This is a genomic window from Comamonas badia DSM 17552 (assembly GCF_000484635.1).
In the GTDB taxonomy this organism is placed as follows: domain Bacteria; phylum Pseudomonadota; class Gammaproteobacteria; order Burkholderiales; family Burkholderiaceae_C; genus Comamonas_C; species Comamonas_C badia.
Window position 1 is genome coordinate 55,165 of sequence record NZ_AXVM01000006.1, and the last position, 19,921, is coordinate 75,085.

At 65.6% G+C, this 19,921-nt stretch carries 20 protein-coding genes and 1 tRNA gene; 13 read left to right on the top strand and 8 right to left on the bottom strand.

The genetic code is table 11. The features are described from left to right. The first annotated feature begins 15 nt into the window (after positions 1-15). Both lptM and lysA read left to right on the top strand, forming a co-directional pair. Entirely contained in the window at positions 16-204 is a 189-nt protein-coding gene (lptM, locus tag K320_RS0113245) for an LPS translocon maturation chaperone LptM (RefSeq protein WP_024539319.1), read from the top strand. After that, a complete protein-coding gene (lysA, locus tag K320_RS0113250) occupies positions 204-1,493 on the top strand; it encodes a diaminopimelate decarboxylase (RefSeq protein WP_024539320.1) in 1,290 nt (429 codons plus the stop codon). The genes lptM and lysA overlap by 1 nt, the downstream gene beginning before the upstream one ends. A 26-nt stretch (positions 1,494-1,519) precedes the next feature. Here the strand turns inward: lysA and K320_RS0113255 are convergent, their stop codons facing one another. From K320_RS0113255 to K320_RS0113270, 3 genes are all read right to left on the bottom strand, one after another. After that, complete coding sequence (locus tag K320_RS0113255; RefSeq protein WP_024539321.1) at positions 1,520-2,173, bottom strand: protein-methionine-sulfoxide reductase heme-binding subunit MsrQ; 654 nt, start codon at positions 2,171-2,173, stop codon at positions 1,520-1,522. Then, the gene (gene msrP / locus K320_RS0113260; RefSeq protein ID WP_024539322.1) at positions 2,173-3,168 is read right to left on the bottom strand and encodes a protein-methionine-sulfoxide reductase catalytic subunit MsrP; all 996 of its coding nucleotides are present in this window, start codon (positions 3,166-3,168) and stop codon (positions 2,173-2,175) included. The genes K320_RS0113255 and msrP overlap by 1 nt, the downstream gene beginning before the upstream one ends. A 96-nt stretch (positions 3,169-3,264) precedes the next feature. Further along, positions 3,265-3,885 (bottom strand): c-type cytochrome, encoded by a 621-nt coding sequence (locus tag K320_RS0113270; RefSeq protein WP_024539323.1) that lies wholly within the window; start codon positions 3,883-3,885, stop codon positions 3,265-3,267. 75 nt (positions 3,886-3,960) lie between these two features. Between K320_RS0113270 and yihA the strand changes: the two genes are divergently transcribed. Then, entirely contained in the window at positions 3,961-4,671 is a 711-nt protein-coding gene (gene yihA, locus K320_RS0113275; protein WP_024539324.1) for a ribosome biogenesis GTP-binding protein YihA/YsxC, read from the top strand. Between the two features lie 52 nt (positions 4,672-4,723). After that, a complete protein-coding gene (locus K320_RS0113280) occupies positions 4,724-5,668 on the top strand; it encodes an alpha/beta fold hydrolase (RefSeq protein WP_029696137.1) in 945 nt (314 codons plus the stop codon). Between the two features lie 67 nt (positions 5,669-5,735). Here the strand turns inward: K320_RS0113280 and K320_RS0113285 are convergent, their stop codons facing one another. Continuing rightward, positions 5,736-6,623 carry a lysophospholipid acyltransferase family protein gene (locus K320_RS0113285; protein WP_024539326.1) on the bottom strand — a complete coding sequence of 296 codons (888 nt, stop codon included), beginning with the start codon at positions 6,621-6,623 and terminating at the stop codon, positions 5,736-5,738. Further along, a complete protein-coding gene (locus K320_RS0113290; protein ID WP_024539327.1) occupies positions 6,620-7,477 on the bottom strand; it encodes a lysophospholipid acyltransferase family protein in 858 nt (285 codons plus the stop codon). Before K320_RS0113290 ends, K320_RS0113285 begins: the two co-directional genes overlap by 4 nt. Positions 7,478-7,618: 141 nt before the next feature. Here K320_RS0113290 and metK point away from each other — a divergent pair, with 141 nt between their 5' ends. From metK to panC, 7 genes are all read left to right on the top strand, one after another. Next, positions 7,619-8,809, top strand: coding sequence for a methionine adenosyltransferase (metK, locus tag K320_RS0113295; RefSeq protein ID WP_024539328.1), 1,191 nt, complete (start codon positions 7,619-7,621; stop codon positions 8,807-8,809). Positions 8,810-8,857: 48 nt separating this feature from the next. Next, a complete protein-coding gene (locus tag K320_RS0113300; RefSeq protein WP_024539329.1) occupies positions 8,858-9,904 on the top strand; it encodes a bifunctional nicotinamide-nucleotide adenylyltransferase/Nudix hydroxylase in 1,047 nt (348 codons plus the stop codon). Between the two features lie 181 nt (positions 9,905-10,085). Continuing rightward, positions 10,086-10,376 (top strand): co-chaperone GroES, encoded by a 291-nt coding sequence (gene groES / locus K320_RS0113305; protein WP_024539330.1) that lies wholly within the window; start codon positions 10,086-10,088, stop codon positions 10,374-10,376. A 122-nt stretch (positions 10,377-10,498) separates the two neighbouring features. After that, the gene (gene groL, locus K320_RS0113310; RefSeq protein WP_024539331.1) at positions 10,499-12,142 is read left to right on the top strand and encodes a chaperonin GroEL; all 1,644 of its coding nucleotides are present in this window, start codon (positions 10,499-10,501) and stop codon (positions 12,140-12,142) included. Between the two features lie 173 nt (positions 12,143-12,315). Beyond that, the gene (locus K320_RS0113315) at positions 12,316-13,461 is read left to right on the top strand and encodes a branched-chain amino acid ABC transporter substrate-binding protein (protein WP_024539332.1); all 1,146 of its coding nucleotides are present in this window, start codon (positions 12,316-12,318) and stop codon (positions 13,459-13,461) included. A gap of 120 nt (positions 13,462-13,581) precedes the next feature. Next, the gene (gene panB, locus K320_RS0113320; protein WP_024539333.1) at positions 13,582-14,463 is read left to right on the top strand and encodes a 3-methyl-2-oxobutanoate hydroxymethyltransferase; all 882 of its coding nucleotides are present in this window, start codon (positions 13,582-13,584) and stop codon (positions 14,461-14,463) included. 14 nt (positions 14,464-14,477) lie between these two features. Beyond that, positions 14,478-15,320 carry a pantoate--beta-alanine ligase gene (gene panC / locus K320_RS0113325; protein WP_024539334.1) on the top strand — a complete coding sequence of 281 codons (843 nt, stop codon included), beginning with the start codon at positions 14,478-14,480 and terminating at the stop codon, positions 15,318-15,320. A 10-nt stretch (positions 15,321-15,330) separates the two neighbouring features. On the opposite strand, the gene K320_RS0113330 is transcribed toward panC, so the two are convergent. After that, positions 15,331-15,417, bottom strand: a tRNA-Leu gene (locus K320_RS0113330). Between the two features lie 118 nt (positions 15,418-15,535). On the opposite strand from K320_RS0113330, the gene K320_RS0113335 reads away from it, so the two are divergent. Next, positions 15,536-16,156 (top strand): glutathione S-transferase family protein, encoded by a 621-nt coding sequence (locus tag K320_RS0113335; protein WP_024539335.1) that lies wholly within the window; start codon positions 15,536-15,538, stop codon positions 16,154-16,156. Between the two features lie 24 nt (positions 16,157-16,180). Here K320_RS0113335 and K320_RS0113340 read toward each other — a convergent pair whose 3' ends face one another. Next, positions 16,181-18,094: an acetate--CoA ligase gene (locus K320_RS0113340; RefSeq protein WP_024539336.1), complete on the bottom strand. Its 1,914-nt coding sequence runs from the start codon at positions 18,092-18,094 to the stop codon at positions 16,181-16,183. A 57-nt stretch (positions 18,095-18,151) separates the two neighbouring features. Next, positions 18,152-18,754: an isochorismatase family protein gene (locus tag K320_RS0113345; protein ID WP_024539337.1), complete on the bottom strand. Its 603-nt coding sequence runs from the start codon at positions 18,752-18,754 to the stop codon at positions 18,152-18,154. A gap of 126 nt (positions 18,755-18,880) precedes the next feature. Here K320_RS0113345 and K320_RS0113350 point away from each other — a divergent pair, with 126 nt between their 5' ends. Next, positions 18,881-19,690, top strand: coding sequence for an IclR family transcriptional regulator (locus K320_RS0113350; protein WP_024539338.1), 810 nt, complete (start codon positions 18,881-18,883; stop codon positions 19,688-19,690). Positions 19,691-19,921: the final 231 nt, after the last annotated feature.

Genomic DNA, 19,921 nt, shown 5'->3' on the forward strand with positions numbered 1-19,921 from the left:
ACCCGTACGCGATCCATGACCAAAGCCTTTCTGCCCGCCATGGCGCTCGCCGCCAGCACGCTGCTGCTCAGCGCCTGCGGCCAGCGCGGGCCGCTGCGCCTGCCCGCACCGCCGGCCGCACCGCCTGCCGCCGCCACCCCTGCCACGCCAGACCACGCCACTGACGGCAAGAAGGCCGCAACACCCGCCACTGCCCAACCATGATGAACATCCCCCCCCTGCCCGGACATCCCCACCTGCACTACGCCCAGGGACAACTGCAGCTCGAAGGCGTTCGCCTGGCCGATCTCGCGGCCCGGCACGGCACACCGCTCTACGTGTATTCGCGTGCCGCCATGCTGGATGCGCTGGCTGCCTACCAGCGCGGTTTCAAGGGCCGCAAGGCGCGCATATGCTATGCGATGAAGGCCAATTCTTCGCTCGCGATATTGCAGCTGTTCGCGCAGGCGGGCTGCGGGTTTGACATTGTTTCCGGTGGTGAACTGGAGCGCGTGCTGGCGGCCGGCGGCGATCCCTCCACCGTGGTGTTTTCCGGCGTTGGCAAGACACGCGGCGAGATGCGGCAGGCGCTCAAGGCCGGCATAGGGTGCTTCAACGTCGAGAGCGAAGCCGAGCTGGAAGTGCTCAGCAGCGTGGCCCAGGCCCTGGGCCTGCGCGCGCCGGTGAGCATCCGCGTCAACCCCAACGTGGACGCCAAGACACACCCCTATATCTCCACCGGGCTCAAGGGCAACAAGTTCGGCATCGCGCATGAGCGCGTGCTCGCCACCTACCGGCGCGCGGCCAGCCTGCCGGGGCTGCACGTCAAGGGCATCGACTGCCACATCGGTTCGCAGATCACCGAAGCCACGCCCTACCTGGATGCGATGGACCGCGTGCTCGATCTGGTGCAGGCCATCGAAGCCGCAGGCATCGCGATCGAGCACATCGATTTCGGCGGCGGCCTGGGCATCGATTACCAGGGCGATGCGCCGCCCGCCGCCGATGCGCTCTGGGCCCAGCTGCTGGCCAGGCTGGATGCGCGCGGCCAGGGCGATCGCATGCTGATGATCGAACCGGGCCGCTCGCTCGTGGGCAACGCCGGCGTCTGCCTCACCGAGGTGCTGTACCTCAAGCCCGGCGAGCAGAAGAACTTCTGCATCGTTGACGCGGCGATGAACGACCTGCCGCGCCCCATGATGTACGAGGCCTTCCACGGCATCGTGCCGCTGGCGCAGCAGCGTGCCGGCGAAACGCAGGTGTACGACGTGGTCGGTCCGATCTGCGAGAGCGGCGACTGGCTGGGGCGCGAACGGACGCTGGCGGTGCAGCCGGGCGATCTGCTCGCCGTGCTGTCCGCCGGCGCCTACTGCAGCGCCATGGGCAGCACCTACAACACCCGTGCGCGGCCTGCCGAGATCCTGGTGGATGGCAGCGCAGCCCACCTGATCCGCGAGCGCGAATCGGTCAGCGACATCTTCCGCAGCGAGCGGCTGGTGCCTGCAAAAATTTGATCAAAAACAGCATCAACGTTTATCCATCAAGCGCTGACAGCTATCTTTTTAGCTGATTTTGGGAGCGCCTCCCGCCAACGCAATGCCAGCCGCGCCAGCAGCAGCGTGGCCAGAACGCCGCCGTAGAGCAGCACATCGGCAAAGTCGCGCTTGCCCGCCCGCATCCAGAAAAAATGCAGGATGGCCAGGCCCGCCGCCAGATACACCAGCCGGTGCAACTGCTGCCAGCGCCGCCCACCCAGCCAGCGCACCAGCGGCTGAAACGAGGTGATGGCCAGCACCAGCAGCACGGCGAAGGTGCTCATGCCCACGAGGATGAAGGGGCGCTTGGCGATATCGGCGGCAATATCCGCCAGTTCCAGCCCCATGTCGAACCCGGCATAGCACAGCAGGTGCAGCAGGGCGTAGCTGAAGGTAAACAGCCCCAGCATGCGCCGAAAGCGCGCCAGCGCCGGCACGTGCAGCAGCTTGCGAACGGGGGTGATGGCGAGCGTGGCGCACAGCAGGCGCAGCGTCCAGTCGCCGGTGGCGCGGATCAATTTTTCCGCCGGGTTGGCTCCCAGCCCATCCGTTGCCGCGCCCCAGACCAGCCATGCCAGCGGCAGCAGGCACAGCAGGAAGAGTGCCGGCTTGACCGCCGGGTGCAGCAGCCAGCGGCCGCGTACGGTGCCCGCCGCCATCAGTAGTATTTCTTCAGGTCCATGCCGGCATAGAGCTGGGCGACCTGGTTGCCGTAGCCGTTGAAGATCAGCGTCTTGCGGCGCTTGGCGAACAGCCCGCCCTCGCCGATGCGCCGCTCCGTCGCCTGGCTCCAGCGCGGGTGCGGCACGTCCGGGTTGACGTTGGAATAAAAGCCGTATTCATGCTGCGCGGCAATGTTCCAGGCCGTGCTCGGCTCTTTTTCGACGAAATTGATGCGAACGATGCTCTTGGCGCTCTTGAAGCCGTACTTCCACGGCACGACCACGCGCACCGGCGCGCCGTTCTGGTTGGGCAGCACCTGGCCATACATGCCCAGGGTGAGCAAAGTCAGCGGGTGCATGGCCTCGTCCAGGCGCAGGCCTTCGGTGTAGGGCCACTGCAGCACGGAGCCGCGCACACCGGGCATGGTGGCCTTGTCCGCCAGGGTTTCGAACTGCACGTACTTGGCGCTGCCCTGCGGCTGCACCTGCTGGATCAGCGCGGAGAGCGAATACCCGACCCACGGAATCACCATGGACCAGCCTTCGACGCAGCGCAGGCGATAGATGCGCTCTTCCAGCGCACCGAGCTTGCGCAGATCGTCCAGGTCGCAGGTGCGCGGCTTGTTCACCAGGCCGCCGATTTCCACCGTCCACGGGCTCGTCCTGAGCGCATGGGCGTATTCGGCCGGATCGGATTTGTCGGTGCCGAACTCGTAAAAATTGTTGTAGCTGGTCGCGTCCTGGTAGCTCGTGGGCTTTTCCATGGTGACCGCCGCATCGACCTTGGAGAGCGGGGCCGCCAGCGGAGCCAGCGTGCCGCCCGATTCTCCGGCCATCGCGCCCTGCGCCGCCCACGGCGCCAGCGCCGCCAGCCCGGCCGCCGCACCCGCCATGCGCAACCAGTCGCGCCGGCGCGCATAGACCTCGGAAGGCGTGATCTCGCTGGGAATGGGGTGGTTGAAATCCTTGCCGTTGCGCCCTGCGTGCTGCATGCTCGGTCTCCGCTCGTCCATGAAAAAAGGCGGGCAGCCCTGGGGCCTGCCCGCCTTCATGGATCGCAAAACAGCCGCCGAGGTTCCGCAGCGCTTTCAGCGCAGGCCGGCGATGTAATCGGCCAGCGCCTGGACCTCGTGGTCGGTGAGGTACTTCACCTCGTCGTGCATGATGGTGCTGTTGGCGCGCGTGCCGCTGCGGAAATCGGCCAGCTGCTTGGCGGTGTATTCCGCATGCTGCCCCGACAGGCGCGGGAACTGGGCCGGAACGCCGGCGCCATTGGGGCTGTGGCAGCCCGCGCAGGCGGCAATGCCGCGGTCCTGCGCGCCGCCGCGGTACAGGCGCTCGCCCGTCGCCAGCAGCGTCTTGTCCTTGGCAAAGCCCTGGCGGGCCTTTTGCGTGCCCAGCCAGGCGGCGACGTTCAGGATCGCTTCCTCGTCCAGGGTGGAGGCCATGCCCTGCATCACCGCATCCACGCGCTTGCCATCCTTGAATTCGCGCAACTGCTTGGCCAGGTATTCGGGAAACTGCTGCGCCAGCGTCGGATTGACGGGAATCATGGAGTTGCCATCAGCGCCGTGGCAGGCGGCGCAGGTCGTGCCGTACGTGGCCTGGCCCTTGGCAGGATCGGGTTTGGCCGTCGCGCCCTCCGCCAATGCGGAAACTGCGGTAACCGCCAAGGCGGCTGACATCAGCAAGGAGGCTATCAACTTCATATCGGAACTCTGGGAGTTGTGGGCGCAAAAACCGCTGGATTCTACAATGCCCGCTTGTGCCAACCGCCCCGCCGCATGCCTTCCATCCCTGCCGCCCCACCCGCCACGCCCGCGCACGCCAGCATCGAAGGCAAGGCGGCGCTCGCCTGGATGCACACCGCGCGCTTTTTCACCACCGCCGCCCAGCTGCACCAGCTGCCTGCGGTTGACGTACCGGAAATCGCCTTCGTCGGGCGCTCCAACGCCGGCAAATCCACCGCCATCAATACGCTCACGCAGCAGCGCCAGCTGGCCTTCGCCTCGAAAAAACCCGGACGCACGCAGCACATCAACCTGTTCGCGCTCGGCAAGCAGGGCGTGACGGATGCCGTGCTGGCCGACCTGCCGGGCTACGGCTACGCCGCCGTCTCGCGCGAAGACAAGCTGCGCTGGCAGCGCGTGATGCTCAACTACCTGGTGCAGCGCAAGAGCCTGAGCGCCTTCGTGCTGCTGTGCGATCCACGCCTGGGCCTGACGGAGCTCGATGAAGCGCTGCTCGATGCCCTGCGCCCGCGCGTGGAGGCGGGGTTGCCATTCCTCGTGCTGCTCACCAAGGCCGACAAGCTCACCCGCGCGGAGCAGGCCAAGGCGCTTTCCATCACGCGGCTCAACGCCGGCGGCGGCGAGGTGCGGCTGTTCTCCGCGCTCAAACGGCAAGGCGTGGAGGAAGTGGCACAGCTGCTGTGGCAATGGAGCCACCCGGCGCCTGCCGCACCGAAGGCCGCCGACACTCTTTTGCAAATCTGATGCGTTTCAGGGCTCTACCGCACTGCTGGCAAGCGCTTGCAGCTCCGATTTCATGAGCAATCACCCCACATTGGAAGACATCGCCCTGCCCCATGGCATCCGCCTGCGCTGCCATGCGCAGGGTGTGCGCGGCCGCCCGGTGCTGCTGTTTCTGCACGGCTTCCCCGAAGGTGCCTTCATCTGGGACGCGCTGCTGGCCCATTTCTCGCAGTCGGCGCACGGCGGCTACCGCTGCGTCGCGCCCTATCTGCGCGGCTACGGCGCCTCCAGCCGACCTGCGGACGTCGCCGCCTACCGCCCCAGGCACCTGGTGCAGGACATCGCCGCGCTGATCGCCCACGAGAGTGCTGATTCGCCCCTGGCCTGCCTCGTCGGCCACGATTGGGGCGGCGCCATCGCCTGGAACCTGGCCAGCCTGCACCCGCAACTGCTGCAGCGCCTGTTGATCATCAACGCGCCGCATCCCGGCGCCTTTGCGCGCGAACTGGCGCACAACGCGGCGCAGCAGGCCGCCAGCCAGTACATGCACTTCCTTTGCCGCCCCGACGCCGAGGCGCTGCTGGCCGAAGACGATTTCCGCCGCCTGTCGGCCTTTTTCCAAACCCCGGATGGCAAGCCGCCCGCCTGGCTGACCGACGGCCTGCGCGCCCAGTACCGCGCGCTGTGGCAACAGGGTCTGGCGGGCGCCTGCAACTACTACCGCGCCAGCCCGCTGCGCCCGCCGCGCGCCGGCGACCTGGGCGCCGCCGCCGTGCAGCTGCCGCCCGAATTGGGCCGCACCACCGTACCAACGCGGGTGCTCTGGGGGCTCGATGACGTGGCGCTGCAGCCGGCGCTGCTCGATGGCCTGGGCGACTGGGTGCCGCAGCTTCAGGTACAGCCGGTGGCGGGCGCCTCGCACTGGCTGGTGCACGAACAGCCCGCCGCCGTGATCGACGCCTTGGGCGCTTGGCTGGAGCGTGAAGCGCGAAAAATGATAGCTAATTTCGCTTACTGAGTAATGATTATTCGAGGATCACCCCTCACCCCTCACCCCTCACCCCTCACCCCTCACCCCTCACCCCTCACCCCTCACCTTCCCCATACAAAGACGCCTGCCCTGCTGGCCGCGTCTTGAAGCGCTTGTGCACCCAGTAGTACTGCGCTGGCGCCCGGCGGATGGCCGCCTCCAGCTCGCGGTTCATGCGCGCCGTATCCGCGACGGGGTCATCGGTGGGGTAATGCTCCCAGGCGGGCGTCAGATGGGCCTCGTAGCCCTCGGGCGTCATGCGGCTGTAGAGCGCCATCACCTTGGCGCGTCCCAAACGGGCAAAGCGCGGAAGCGAGGGAATCGTCGCCACCTCGGGCACCGCAAAAAACGGCACGAAGACCGAGTCCGCCGGCCCGTAATCCATGTCGGGCAGCAGGTACAGCAACCCCCCTTTGCGCAGGCACTGGATGATGGGCCTGACGCCGTCGGCACGGTTGAGCATGGCCACGTTGCCAAAGCGCTGGCGCCCGGCCATGAACCAGCCATCAAGCACGGGGTTGGGATGGGTGGCGAAGATCGAGGTGAACTCGCGCGTGGTATTCAACAGCGGCAGCACCAGGCCGCCGGCGTCCATGCCGTAGAAATGCGGCGCGAAGACGATGGTCGGCGTCTCGCCGTCGAGCTCGTGCACCGCGCCGGTGAGTTGGAGGCGCGAACGCACCAGCGCCTCGGGGCCGCTCCAGAGCCAGCCGCGGTCGAGAAAGGTCTGGCAGAACACTTCGAAGGTCTCGCGCGCCAGCGCATGGCGCCGCGCCAGAGGCATCTCGGGAAAGCACAGTTCCAGATTGCGCAGCGCCACCTTGCGCCTTTGCCGCGCCAGCACGAACAGCAGGCGGCCCACCAGGGCCCCGAGCGCGCGCAGCCAGGACAGCGGCAGGCGCCCGAGCGCATTCAGCAAGGCAATGCCGATGCGCGCCATCATGCGGCGGGCTCCTGCCGGGGCGGCGCCACGCCGCGCGGCTGCTTGTAGCGCCCGTAGCCCCACAGGTACTGCTGCGGGCAGGCGCGGATCAGCAGTTCCATCGCGCCGTTGATCTGGCCCACGGCCACCTGCAGATCGGAAGAAAGCGGTCCGGCCAGACCCTGCAGATGCAGCGCATAGCCCCGCGCCCGGGGCAGGCGCTCGCAGCGCGCGAGCACCACGGCGGCGCCGGTCTGCTGCACCAGGCGCGCCGCCAGCGTCATCGTGTAGGCATCGCGGCCGAAGAACGGCGCCCAGACGCCCAGGCCCTGCGGCGGCACCTGGTCGGGCAGCAGCCCCACGGCACGCCCCTGGCGCAGCGCCTTGATCATCTGGCGCACGCCCTGCAGGTTGGTCGGCACCGCCTGGATGCCGGGCCGCTGGCGCGCCTGCGCCACGATGGGCGCCAGCCAGGCCTTGCGCGCCGGGCGGTAGAGGATGGTGAAGTCACCGTGCTCGGCCGCCCAGCGGCGTGCGCCCTCCTGCACCGAGAGCTCAAAGCAGCCGATGTGCGGCGTCAGAAACACGATGCCGCGCCCCGCGGCCCAGGCCTGTTCCACGCAATCCTGCCCATGCACCTCGCAGCGCGGCAGGCGGCGCGACAGCCAGAGCCGCGGCGTTTCCGCCACCATGCGCCCGGCATGCCCCACCGCCGCCCGCACCGCGCCAAAGCCATAGCCCGCAACGGCGGCATTGGCGAGAAAGCGGCGCCGGTAGGTGGGCGAGAGGGCAAATGCCAGCCAGCCCATCGCCGCCCCCAGCGGATGGAGCAACCACAACGGCAGCACAGCCAAGAAGCGCAGGAAGAGGGACATGACTACAATGAAAGCGTCGCCGAGTTAACCGAGCAACTTGCAGGGCGACGTTAAATACCACTGCTAAAGCGTTCGCCACATGGCTCCTTCGGAAGCCTGGGCAGCGCCCCAGATGCTTTGATACATGGAGTTTATGCACAAATGGCGAGCGACTTTCTCTTCACTTCCGAATCCGTCTCCGAAGGCCATCCCGACAAGGTGGCGGATCAAATCTCCGACGCCGTCCTCGATGCCATCCTGCAGGTCGATCCGCGCGGCCGCGTCGCCGCCGAGACCCTGACCAACACCGGGCTGGTCGTGCTCGCCGGCGAGATCAGCCTGCGCTCGGACGCACCGGCGCCCGATTACATCCAGGTCGCGCGCGACACCATCAAGCGCATCGGCTACGACAACACCGAGTACGGCATCGATTACAAGGGCTGCGCGGTGCTGGTGGCCTACGACAAGCAGAGCAACGACATCGCCCAGGGCGTGGACCAGGCGAGCGACGACCACCTGAACACCGGCGCCGGCGACCAGGGCCTGATGTTCGGCTACGCCTGCGACGAGACCGATACGCTGATGCCCGCGCCCATCTATTACGCCCACCGCCTGATGGAGCGCCAGGCGCAGCAGCGCAAGAGCGGCGCCCTGCCCTTTTTGCGCCCGGACGCCAAGAGCCAGGTGACGATGCGCTACATCGACGGCAAGGTGGACAGCATCGACACCGTCGTGCTCTCCACCCAGCACAGCCCGGATCAATCCGAGACACCGACGAAGATGAAGGCCAGTTTCATCGAGGCCGTGGTCGAGCAGATCATCAAGCCGGTGCTGCCCAGGGAATGGCTCAGGAACACCAAGTACCTCATCAACCCCACCGGGCGCTTCGTCGTCGGCGGCCCGCAGGGCGACTGCGGCCTGACCGGACGCAAGATCATCGTCGACACCTACGGCGGCTCCTGCCCGCATGGCGGCGGGGCGTTTTCCGGCAAGGATCCGACCAAGGTGGACCGCAGCGCCACCTACGCCTGCCGCTACGTGGCCAAGAACATCGTCGCCGCGGGCCTGGCGCGCCAGTGCCAGATCCAGGTGGCCTATGCGATTGGCGTCGCGCGCCCGATGAACGTCACGGTCTATACCGAAGGCACGGGCGTCATCGCGGACGAGAAAATCGCACAGCTCGTCAACGACCACTTTGACCTGCGCCCCAAGGGCATCATCCAGATGCTGGATCTGCAGCGCCCGATCTACGCCAGGACCGCCGCCTACGGCCACTTCGGCCGCGACGAACCCGAGTTCACCTGGGAGCGGACGGATAAAGCACAAGCGCTGCGTGCGGCGGCAGGGCTATGAAATGGTTGAGCATTGAGCATTGAGCGTTTTGCGGGAAAGGCACCGGTGATGCATGACGTCGCTGTCCTGATCGGACGCTTCCAGCCCCCGCACAACGGCCATCTGGCCTTGCTGCAGGAGGCTTTCCGCAGCGCACGCATGGTGATCGTCGTGGTCGGCTCGGCGTTTCAGGCGCGCTCGCCGAAAAACCCGTTCACCTGGCAGGAGCGTGCCGACCTGCTGCGCGCCAGCGTGGACGCGTCGCTCGCCGAACGCCTGACCGTCCTGCCGGTGCGCGACTACTACGACGAACCGCGCTGGGCCCGGGCGGTGCGCACGGCGGTGGCTTCGATCTCCGGCGATCGCGACACCGTCGCGCTGGTTGGCCACTTCAAGGACACCAGCAGCGGCTACCTTGCCGCCTTTCCTGGCTGGTCGCGCATCGACATGCCGCGCATCGGGCGCATGGACTCCACCCTGCTGCGCGATGCGTGGTTCGGTGCGGCAGGCCCATCCATCGATGCGGCACTGGCGCCCTTCATCCCGGAAGCGCCCGCTGCGACGCTGGCATGGCTCAAGGCCTTTGCCCAGACGCCCGCCCATGGCGCGCTGGCGCAGGAATGGCAGATGCTGCGCGACTACCGCGCCGCGTGGGCCAGCGCCCCCTGGCCACCGGTCTTCGTCACCGTGGACGCGCTGCTGCAATGCCAGGGTCGGGTGCTGCTGATAGAACGCGGCCATGCCCCCGGCAAGGGCCTGTGGGCACTGCCCGGCGGCTTTCTGGAGCCGCACGACACGCTGTGGCAATCCTGCCTGCGCGAACTGCGCGAGGAAACCCAGTGCGGCGCCACCGAAGCGCAATTGCGCGCCGCTTTGCGGCAGGTACGGGTGTTCGATCACCCCGGGCGCAGCCAGCGCGGGCGCACGATCACGCATGTCCATCACTTCGACCTGGGCAACGCACCCCTGCCCCCTGTCCGTGGCGGCGACGACGCAGCCAGCGCCCAGTGGCGACCCATCAGCGATCTGCCCGCGATGGAAGCGGATTTTTTCGAAGACCACTTCCACATCCTCGACCGCTGCCTCGGGCTGCTCCCCGATGGCGCGGGCGCCTGAACCCGCGCGCGCCTCTTCTTTTTGCAAGAGGCGCGGCCCTGCGCCTTGAAATACGCCAAAACGCCTATATCATTAGCACTCGTTGGAGTTGAGTGCTAACACCGCTCCACCCACCGATGAAACGGCTCGCATTGGGCCGTTTTTGCGATGCAATTTTCTTTGTAAGCCTCCAGGAGATGCTATGAAACTTCGTCCTCTGCACGATCGCGTGATCGTCAAGCGCCTCGAAAACGAAACCAAGACCGCCTCGGGCATCGTCATCCCCGACAACGCCGCCGAGAAGCCCGACCAAGGTGAAGTGCTGGCCGTTGGCCCCGGCCGCAAGAACGACAAGGGCGAACTCGTCGCCATGGGCGTGAAGACCGGCGACCGCGTGCTGTTCGGCAAGTACAGCGGCCAGACCGTCAAGGTCGACGGCGAAGAACTGCTGGTGATGAAGGAAGACGACCTGTTCGCGGTCGTCGAGAAATAATTCTTGGGTTGAGCGTTCGGCGTATGGCGTTGAACGTGGAAGCCCGAGACCCCAGATTCTTGTTGAGCGCGGTTCGTTCACGCTGAACGCCCGACGCTCAACGCCCAACGGAGAAATTTGAAATGGCAGCAAAAGACGTAATTTTTGGCGGCGAAGCCCGCGCCCGCATGCTCGAAGGCGTGAACATCCTCGCCAACGCAGTGAAGGTCACCCTCGGTCCCAAGGGCCGCAACGTGGTGCTGGAGCGCTCCTTCGGCGCCCCCACGGTGACCAAGGACGGTGTGTCCGTGGCCAAGGAGATCGAGCTCAAGGACAAGCTGCAGAACATGGGCGCCCAGCTCGTGAAGGAAGTGGCGTCCAAGACCAACGACATCGCCGGTGACGGCACGACGACCGCCACCGTGCTGGCCCAGGCCATCGTGCGCGAAGGCACCAAGTACGTGGCTGCCGGCCTGAACCCGATGGACCTCAAGCGCGGCATCGACAAGGCCGTCGTGGCCCTGGTGGAAGAACTGAAGAAGGCCTCCAAGGCCACCACGACCTCCAAGGAAATCGCCCAGGTGGGTTCGATCTCCGCCAACTCCGACGAATCCGTGGGCGAAATCATCGCCAAGGCCATGGACAAGGTCGGCAAGGAAGGCGTGATCACCGTCGAAGACGGCAAGAGCCTGGAGAACGAACTCGAAGTCGTCGAAGGCATGCAATTCGACCGCGGCTACCTCTCGCCCTACTTCATCAACAACCCCGAAAAGCAAGTCGCGCTGCTCGAAAACCCCTTCGTGCTGCTCTACGACAAGAAGATCAGCAACATCCGCGACCTGCTGCCCACGCTGGAGCAAGTCGCCAAGGCCAGCCGTCCGCTGCTCATCATCGCCGAAGACGTCGAAGGCGAAGCCCTGGCCACGCTGGTGGTCAACACCATCCGCGGCATCCTGAAGGTCGTCGCCGTCAAGGCGCCGGGCTTTGGCGACCGCCGCAAGGCCATGCTCGAAGACATCGCCATCCTGACGGGCGGCAAGGTCATCGCCGAGGAAGTGGGCCTGACCCTGGAGAAGACCACGCTGGCCGACCTCGGCCAGGCCAAGCGCGTCGAAATCGCCAAGGAAAACACCACCATCATCGATGGCGCCGGTGCCGCAGCCGACATCGAGGCACGCGTGAAGCAAGTGCGCATCCAGATCGAGGAAGCCACCAGCGACTACGACCGCGAGAAGCTGCAGGAGCGCGTGGCCAAGCTGGCCGGCGGCGTGGCCGTGATCAAGGTCGGCGCTGCCACCGAAGTCGAGATGAAGGAAAAGAAGGCCCGCGTGGAAGACGCGCTGCACGCCACCCGCGCGGCCGTTGAAGAAGGCATCGTCGCCGGCGGCGGCGTGGCCTACCTGCGCGCCAAGCAGGCTCTGGGCGACAAGCTCAAGGGCGACAACCCCGAGCAGGACGCCGGCATCAAGCTGGTGATGAAGGCCATCGAAGCGCCGCTGCGCGAGATCGTCGCCAACGCCGGTGGCGAGCCCAGCGTGGTGGCCAACCAGGTGCTGGGCGGCAAGGGCAACTACGGCTTCAACGCCGCCAACGACACCTACGGCGACATGCTGGAGATGGGCATTCTGGACCCGACCAAGGTGACCCGTGCCGCATTGCAGCACGCCGCCTCCGTCGCGTCGCTGCTGCTCACCACCGAAGCCACGGTGACCGAAGCGCCCAAGGACGAATCCGCAGCGCCTGCCATGCCCGGCGGCATGGGCGACATGGGCGGCATGGGCATGTAATCCCGCCGCGAAAGCTCCGTGCTTTCACAATCAAGGGCCGCCTCGTGCGGCCCTTTTTTCTGCCCGCTCGAATGCATGTGGTGAAAAGCGCAAATCCCCGTGTTTTCACCATTGCCACGAGCGCTGCACCCCCCTAAGGTTGCGCTTTGCATTTTCAAACGCAGGAGCAATCCATGGAGATTTCGCGCAAGTTGTTCATCGCCGCCGTCGTGGCCGGCATGGGTTCGATCGGTGTCAGCACCGGCGCATTCGCACAGGAGCAGGTGATCAAGATCGGCCATATCGGCCCGGTTTCCGGCCCGCAGGCCAACATGGGCAAGGACGATGAAAACGGTGCACGCATGGCGGTCGATGAACTGAACGCCAAGGGCATGGAAATCGGCGGCAAGAAAGTGAAATTCGTGTTCGTCGCGGAGGACGACGGAGCGGATCCCAAGCAGGGCACGGCCGCATCGCAAAAGCTCTGCGATGAAAAAATCGCAGGCGCGGTCACCTTCCTGAACTCAGGCGTGGCCATCCCCTCATCCAAGGTGTTCCACGACTGCGGCATTCCGATGATCACCGGCGCCGCCACCAACCCCGACCTGACCAAGCCGGGCTGGGATACCACCTACCGCGTGATCGCCAACGACAACGCACTGGGCGCGGCGCTGGCGGACTACACCGTGAAAACCGCCAAACTCAAGACGGTTGCCGTCGTGGACGACCGCACGCCCTATGGCCAGGGCATTGCCAGCGTCTACAAGGCGACGGTCGAAAAGCTCGGCGTGAAAGTTGTCGCCAACGAATTCACCAACGACAAAGCCACCGATTTCATGGCCATCCTGACCTCGATCAAGGCCAAGAAGCCCGATGCCATCTTCTACGGCGGCATGTACGGCCAGGCCGGCCCGATGCTGCGCCAGATGCAGCAACTGGGCATGAACAATGTGAAAGTCTTTGGCGGCGACGGTTTGTGCATTCCCGATCTTGCCAACGTCGCGGCCCAGGCCAAGACCCTGGCCAACGTGGTCTGCGCAGATGGCGGCTCGACGATCGAGAAAATGCCCGGTGGCAAGGACTGGAAGGCACGCTACGACGCCAAGTTCCCCGGCCAGTTCCAGGTCTACAGCCCGTATTTCTACGACGGCGTGATGATCCTGGCCGACGCGATGAAGCGGGCCAACTCCTGGGATCCCAAGGTCTATATCCCGTTCCTGCAGAAGACCGACTACCAGGGCGTGACCTCCAAGATCCGCTTCGAATCCAACGGCGAGATGAAGGATCCCACCTACACCTTGAGCAAATTCGTCGACGGCAAAAAGACTGCACTGGATTGAGGCGAGCGGATTTTTCGCAGTTTCACGGCCCGCGCAAGCGGGCCTTTTTTATGGCTGGGCAAGGCTGCACCGCGCTGCATGGCATAGACTTGCCCCCGGTTTTTTCAGCAGAGCCTCGCAATGAACATTCCTGCCACCACCCCGGGCACGCCCTACGGCACGCTGCCCCCCGCCTCGCCGCTGCCGCAGCGCAAGCCGATCAGCCTGCCGCGCCTCGCCCAAATGCGCGAAGCGGGCGAGAAGATCACCATGCTCACCGCCTACGACGCCACCTTTGCCGCCGTGGCCGATGCGGCGGGCGTGGAGTGCATCCTCGTGGGCGATTCGCTCGGCATGGTCTGCCAGGGGCTTTCCAGCACCGTCGGCGTAACGCTGGAGACCATGTGCTACCACATGGCCAGTGTCTCGCGCGGCGTGCGGCGCGTGCAGGGTACCGCCTGGCTGATCGGCGACCTGCCCTTCGGCAGCTACGGCGAATCGCCCGAGCAGGCGCTCAGAAGCGCCACCCAGCTCATGCAGGCGGGCGCGCACATGGTCAAGCTCGAAGGCGGTGGCTGGATCACCCCGACCGTGCGTTTTCTGGTGGAGCGCGGCATCCCCGTCTGCGCCCACCTCGGGCTCACGCCGCAGACCGTGCATGCGCTGGGTGGCTACCGCGTGCAGGGCAAGGGGAACGAAGCCGCCGCCACGCTGCGCCGCCATGCGCTGGAATTGCAGGATGCCGGCGCCGAAATGCTGGTGCTGGAGATGGTGCCGGCGCAACTGGCCGCCAGCCTCACCCTGGAACTGCCGCGCTGCCACACCATAGGCATAGGGGCCGGTAAAGGCACCGCCGGCCAGGTGCTGGTGCTGCACGACATGCTCGGCGTGAACCTAGGCAAGATGCCGCGTTTTGTGCGCAATTTCATGGAAGACGCCGGCAGCATCAAGGACGCCATGCACGCCTACGCGCAGGCCGTGAAAAACGGCAGCTTCCCCGACGACAGTCTCCACGCCTGGTAACCGCCACCGCGTCCATGCAAGTCGTTCATACCATTGCCGATCTGCGCGCAGCACTTGCCGGGCGTGGCCGCCCGGCCTTTGTTCCCACCATGGGCAACCTGCACGCAGGGCATCTGGCACTCGTGCGCCAGGCCAGGCCACTGGGCGATGTGCTGGTGGCAAGCATCTTCGTCAACCGCCTGCAATTTCTGCCACACGAAGATTTTGATAGCTACCCACGCACGCTGCAAGCCGATTGCAAGCTTCTGGAAGCAGAACATTGCGACATCGTCTTCGCCCCGCGCGAGAGCGATCTTTACCCGCAGCCGCAGACCTTCCGGGTACAACCCGATCCGCGGCTCGCGGATGTCCTCGAAGGGCATTTTCGCCCCGGTTTTTTCGCCGGCGTCTGCACAGTGGTGCTCAAGCTCTTTGGCTGCGTCTTCGGCGGCCACCCGGGCACTGCCGTCTTCGGACGCAAGGACTACCAGCAGCAAATGGTGATCCGGCAGATGGTGCGCCAGTTCGCGCTGCCGATCGACATCGCCACCGCCGACATCAGCCGCGCGACGGACGGCCTGGCGCTGAGTTCGCGCAACGCCTATCTGAGCCCCGAGGAGCGCGGCGAAGCCGTGCAGCTAGGTCGCGCGCTGCAGGCGCTTGCACAGGCTGCGCTGGCCTTGCGCCAGCCGCTGCCAGCACTGGAGAGCGACGCAGCGCGGGTGCTGGGCGCACGAGGCTGGCAAGTGGACTACCTGACCGTGCGCCAGCGTGCCGACCTGCAAGCGCCCGAAGGAAAGCCGCAAGCCGGACAACTGGTAGCGCTGGGCGCTGCCCGCCTGGGCAAGACGCGGCTCATCGACAACCTGGAATTCTGATTTTCCTGGCTGGTGCGCGAGGCCGGACTCGAACCGGCACGCCCGTGAGGGCGTCAGGACCTAAACCTGGTGCGTCTACCAATTTCGCCACCCGCGCGCCAAGCTGGGGATTCTACCGACTGCCTTGATTGCAATCGCGCCTCCGAGGCTGCACCTCAGCCTGGCGGAAGCCGTACCATCCGGACTCTTGCAGGACTTATCCAGGAAACAGCCCCGTGAAACTCTACACCGCCACCCGCGCACCCAACCCCCGCCGCGTGCTCATGTTCATGGCCGAAAAAGCCATCACCGGCATCGATTTCGTCACCATCGACCTCAATGCCGGCGAGCACAAGGCGGCCAGCTACCACGCCAAGGTGCCGGTCTCGCGCGTGCCGGCACTGGAATTCGACGACGGCCGCGTGCTCAGCGAGACACGCGCCATCTGCACCTGGCTGGAGGGCGCCCACCCCCAGAACAACCTGATGGGCGAGGACTTCGAGGAGCGTGCCTTCATCGAAATGCACGACCGGCGCGTCGAGTGGTATTGGCTGTTGCCGATTGCCAACTGCATACGCCACACCCATCCCGGGTTGGCCACGCTGGAGCAGCCGCAGTTCCCGGATTTCGGCACCTCGCAAGGCGAGAAGGTGCGCGAAAGCGCGCGCTGGCTCGATGCAACGCTGACCCGCCAGCCCTGGATGGCCGGCGAGCGCTTCACCATCGCCGACATCACCGCCTTCTGCGCGCTGGAGTTTGCCAAACTGATGAAGTTCAACCCAGGCGCCGAGGGTTTTGCCGCCCTGCAGGCCTGGCGCGACCGCGTCGCCAGCCGCGAGAGCGCGCGGGCCGGGTGATCCGCCCCCGCGCGCGATGCGACGTCACGGCTTGCGCGGGTAGCCCAGCGCCGTCAGCGCCTCCTGAATTTCCGGCAGCACCGCATCATCTTCGATGGTTGCCGGAACCTTCACCTCGCCCCCATCCGCCATGGTACGGATGGTGACGCGCAGCACCTTGCCCGAACGCGTCTTGGGCAGGCGCGCCACCACATGCACGCTCTTGAAGTCCGCCACGGCGCCAAGCTGCGCACGCACGCGGGCAATCAGGTCCTTGCAGATTTCTTCATCGGTGTGCCGCACCCCCATCTTGAGCACCACCAAGCCCAGCGGCACCTGGCCCTTGAGCGCATCGGCCACGCCCACCACCGCCGCCTCTGCCACGTCGGGATGCGAGGCCAGAATCTCTTCCATCTGCCCGGTGGAGAGCCGGTGTCCTGCCACGTTGATGATGTCGTCGATGCGTGACATCACCCAGCCGTAGCCCTCGGCATCGATGTAGCCCGCATCGCCCGAGAGGTAATAGCCCGGGTAGCGCGAGAGATAGGTCTCCTCGTAGCCCGCTTCGTTGTTCCAGAGCGTGTAAAGCGTACCCGGCGGCATGGGCAGCTTGATGACCAGGCTGCCGATCTCGCCAGCCGCCTTTTCCTTACCTTCTTCGTCAAGAATGCGGATGTCAAAGCCCGGCACCGGCTTGGTCGGCGAGCCCGGATGCACCGGCAGGTATTCCAGGCCCATGCAGTTGCTGATGGCCGGCCAGCCCAGCTCCGTCTGCCACCAGTTGTCGATCGCCGGCACGCCGAGGATGTTTTGCGCCCATTCAATGGTGTCAGGGTCGCCCCGCTCGCCCGCGAGAAACAGCGTGCGGAATTTGGAGAGGTCGTACTTTTTGACCAGCTCGCCATTCGGATCTTCTTTCTTGATCGCCCGAAAGGCCGTCGGCGCGGTGAAAAACACGTTCACGCCATGCTCGGCGCATACGCGCCAGAACGCCCCCGCATCGGGGGTACCCACGGGCTTGCCTTCATAGACAATGGTGGTGCAGCCCTGCAGCAGCGGGCCGTAGACGATGTAGGAGTGGCCGACGACCCAGCCCACATCCGAGCCGGCCCAGTACACATCGCCGGGCTTGACGCCGAAAACAGCATCCATGGACCAGCGCAGCGCCACGGCATGCCCGCCGTTGTCACGCACCACGCCCTTGGGCTTGCCGGTGGTACCCGAGGTGTAGATCACGTACAGCGGATCCGTCGCAGCCAGCGGCACGCAAGCGGCCGGCTGCGCCTTGGCAACGGCATCGTTCCAGTCCACATCGCGCCGGGCCACCATGTCGCAGTGCAGCTCGGGCCGCTGCAGGATCAGGCAGGGGGTATCGGGCGCACCGGCAATGTCCAAGGCTTCATCCAGCAGCGGCTTGTAGGGCACGGCCTTGCCCGGCAGCAAGCCGCAGGAGGCGGACATCATCACCTTGGGCTTGGCATCCACGATGCGCTTGGCAAGCTCGGGCGCCGCAAAACCGCCGAAGACCACCGAATGCACCGCGCCGATGCGGGCACAGGCGAGCATGGCGATCGCCGCCTCGGCGACCATGGGCATGTAGATGACGACCCGGTCGCCCTTGCCCACGCCCATGTCGCGCAGCACGCCGGCGCAGCGCGCGACTTCGTCCTGCAACTGGCGGTAGGTGAACTTGCGCTGAGTACCCGCAAGCGGGCTGTCATAGATGAGCGCCAGCTGGTCGCCGCGGCCACCCTCCACGTGCCGGTCCACGCAGTTGTAGCAGGTGTTGAGAACGCCCCCCGCGAACCAGCGGTAGAAGGGCTTGCGTGCGTCATCGATGACCGTGTCCCAGCGCTTGTCCCAGGCGATACCCTCGGCAATGCCTGCCCAGAAGCCCTGCGGATCGGCTTCAGCCACAGCCCGCGTCTTCGCGTAATTGCCGGAACCCAATGCACTCATACGTGTCTCCTATGTGTCAACAAACATCAATTATCTGACAGCGACTGGGCACCCGATTCATTTGATCAGCCCAAGCATGGGCTTGAACGATGGATGCTCGCAAGTCCGCAGCCACTCAAACGCCACCATTTCAGCAGTCACCAATTCAGCGCCTGCGCCGGCAAGCCGGTCAAATGCGGCATCCCTGCTGCGCTCAGTGCGCGAGCCACAGGCATCGGTCACCACCCAGATTTCAAATTCTTCGTCGATCAGTTCCAGCGCCGTCTGCAACAGGCACACATGCGCTTCGCAGCCGGCGATCACGATGCTCGGGCGCTCACCGGAGGCGGGCTGGCTTTTCTGCAGGTGCCTGGGCAGGCTGCGTGCGTTGCCCCTGGGTGCGGTAGGGGGCGGCGCCAACCATTCGGCCAGGCCATCGGCCACCGCGCTGAAATGCATCTTGGCCAGCGTCCTGTCGCACAGCTCCCGCACCTGAGCATCGTTGGGGCCCAGACGCCGGGGGTTTTGCTCCGTCCCGAAAATCGGCACCTGGGCCATTTTCGCCATCTGCGCCAGCCGGCGTGCATTCGCCAGCACCGCCGGGCCATCGTGAATCACCGGCATCAGCCGTTCCTGGTAGTCGACCAGCACCAACTGGGATTCTTCGGCATCGAGCAACATCGCTACGCTCCCACAAGACAAATGGAACCGATTGTCGCAGTCCATGGCGGCAGGCGGGCCGAAACGCAAATTGCGCCTGGCTGTTTCACCAGATAAAATTCGCTCGCAGCAGCACTCAGGCACGCCATGAAACGCACCCTCACCGACATTCCACCGCGTCCCAGCGTCCAGGTCATCGAACGCATGTTCACGCTGATCGACATCCTGGCCGCCCGCGATGAAGCCATGTCGCTCAAGGAAATCAGTGAAAAAGCCGGGCTGCATCCCTCCACGGCGCACCGCATTCTCAATGACCTGACCATCGGGCGTTTCGTCGATCGGCCGGAAGCCGGCAGCTACCGGCTGGGCATGCGCATGCTTGAATTGGGCAACCTGGTGAAGGCGCGGCTCAATGTGCGCGATGCTGCCATCGTGCCCATGCGCAATCTGCACAAGATGATCCAGCAGCCGGTGAACCTGAGCGTGCGCCAGGGCGATGAGATCGTTTATATCGAACGCGCCTACAGCGAGCGCTCTGGCATGCAGGTGGTGCGTGCCATTGGCGGCCACGCACCGCTGCACCTGACATCCACCGGCAAACTCTTTCTTGCCGCCGAAGATCCGCAGCGCGTGCGTGCCTATGCCACGCGCACCGGCCTGCCTGGCCATACGCGCAACAGCATCACCCAGCTTTCCGGGCTCGAACGCGAACTGGCCCGGGCGCGCCAGTACGGCATCGCGCGGGACAACGAAGAGCTGGAAATGGGTGTGCGCTGCATCGCCGCCGGCATCTATGACGATCAGGGAGATCTCGTGGCCGGGCTCTCGATATCGGCGCCCGCCGACCGCCTGGATGATGGCTGGCTGCCCAAACTGCAGGCCAGCGCACACGAAATTTCCATCGCACTCGGCTATTCGCCTTCGGCGCGCCAGATACACAGCGCCCGCGTCCGGTAATGGTGCAGGACGCCGGCGGCGCCGCTGGTGGCTTCCACACCCGAAACCCGCCTGCCAAGCGGGCACTGCGGCCCATGTGCTGCGACCTGTCTCTTACGCGCCGCTGACAAACAACGTGATTTTCAGGCCGATTTTCTCGGGGTTTTCGTGCCTGTGCAGACCGGCGCATGGCACCTATATTTTCACTGTCGCGCAAAGCGAGCCATGAAATCGCATGCATGAAAGTGCCTG

Excerpts from the sequence above, each read along its gene's own strand:
- lptM (WP_024539319.1), top strand. The coding sequence starts at position 16 with ATGACCAAAGCCTTTCTGCCCGCCATGGCGCTCGCCGCCAGCACGCTG.
- lysA (WP_024539320.1), top strand. The coding sequence starts at position 204 with ATGAACATCCCCCCCCTGCCCGGACATCCCCACCTGCACTACGCCCAG.
- K320_RS0113255 (WP_024539321.1), bottom strand. The coding sequence starts at position 2,173 with ATGGCGGCGGGCACCGTACGCGGCCGCTGGCTGCTGCACCCGGCGGTC.
- msrP (WP_024539322.1), bottom strand. The coding sequence starts at position 3,168 with ATGCAGCACGCAGGGCGCAACGGCAAGGATTTCAACCACCCCATTCCC.
- K320_RS0113270 (WP_024539323.1), bottom strand. The coding sequence starts at position 3,885 with ATGAAGTTGATAGCCTCCTTGCTGATGTCAGCCGCCTTGGCGGTTACC.
- yihA (WP_024539324.1), top strand. The coding sequence starts at position 3,961 with ATGCCTTCCATCCCTGCCGCCCCACCCGCCACGCCCGCGCACGCCAGC.
- K320_RS0113280 (WP_029696137.1), top strand. The coding sequence starts at position 4,724 with ATGAGCAATCACCCCACATTGGAAGACATCGCCCTGCCCCATGGCATC.
- K320_RS0113285 (WP_024539326.1), bottom strand. The coding sequence starts at position 6,623 with ATGATGGCGCGCATCGGCATTGCCTTGCTGAATGCGCTCGGGCGCCTG.
- K320_RS0113290 (WP_024539327.1), bottom strand. The coding sequence starts at position 7,477 with ATGTCCCTCTTCCTGCGCTTCTTGGCTGTGCTGCCGTTGTGGTTGCTC.
- metK (WP_024539328.1), top strand. The coding sequence starts at position 7,619 with ATGGCGAGCGACTTTCTCTTCACTTCCGAATCCGTCTCCGAAGGCCAT.
- K320_RS0113300 (WP_024539329.1), top strand. The coding sequence starts at position 8,858 with ATGCATGACGTCGCTGTCCTGATCGGACGCTTCCAGCCCCCGCACAAC.
- groES (WP_024539330.1), top strand. The coding sequence starts at position 10,086 with ATGAAACTTCGTCCTCTGCACGATCGCGTGATCGTCAAGCGCCTCGAA.
- groL (WP_024539331.1), top strand. The coding sequence starts at position 10,499 with ATGGCAGCAAAAGACGTAATTTTTGGCGGCGAAGCCCGCGCCCGCATG.
- K320_RS0113315 (WP_024539332.1), top strand. The coding sequence starts at position 12,316 with ATGGAGATTTCGCGCAAGTTGTTCATCGCCGCCGTCGTGGCCGGCATG.
- panB (WP_024539333.1), top strand. The coding sequence starts at position 13,582 with ATGAACATTCCTGCCACCACCCCGGGCACGCCCTACGGCACGCTGCCC.
- panC (WP_024539334.1), top strand. The coding sequence starts at position 14,478 with ATGCAAGTCGTTCATACCATTGCCGATCTGCGCGCAGCACTTGCCGGG.
- K320_RS0113340 (WP_024539336.1), bottom strand. The coding sequence starts at position 18,094 with ATGAGTGCATTGGGTTCCGGCAATTACGCGAAGACGCGGGCTGTGGCT.
- K320_RS0113345 (WP_024539337.1), bottom strand. The coding sequence starts at position 18,754 with ATGTTGCTCGATGCCGAAGAATCCCAGTTGGTGCTGGTCGACTACCAG.
- K320_RS0113350 (WP_024539338.1), top strand. The coding sequence starts at position 18,881 with ATGAAACGCACCCTCACCGACATTCCACCGCGTCCCAGCGTCCAGGTC.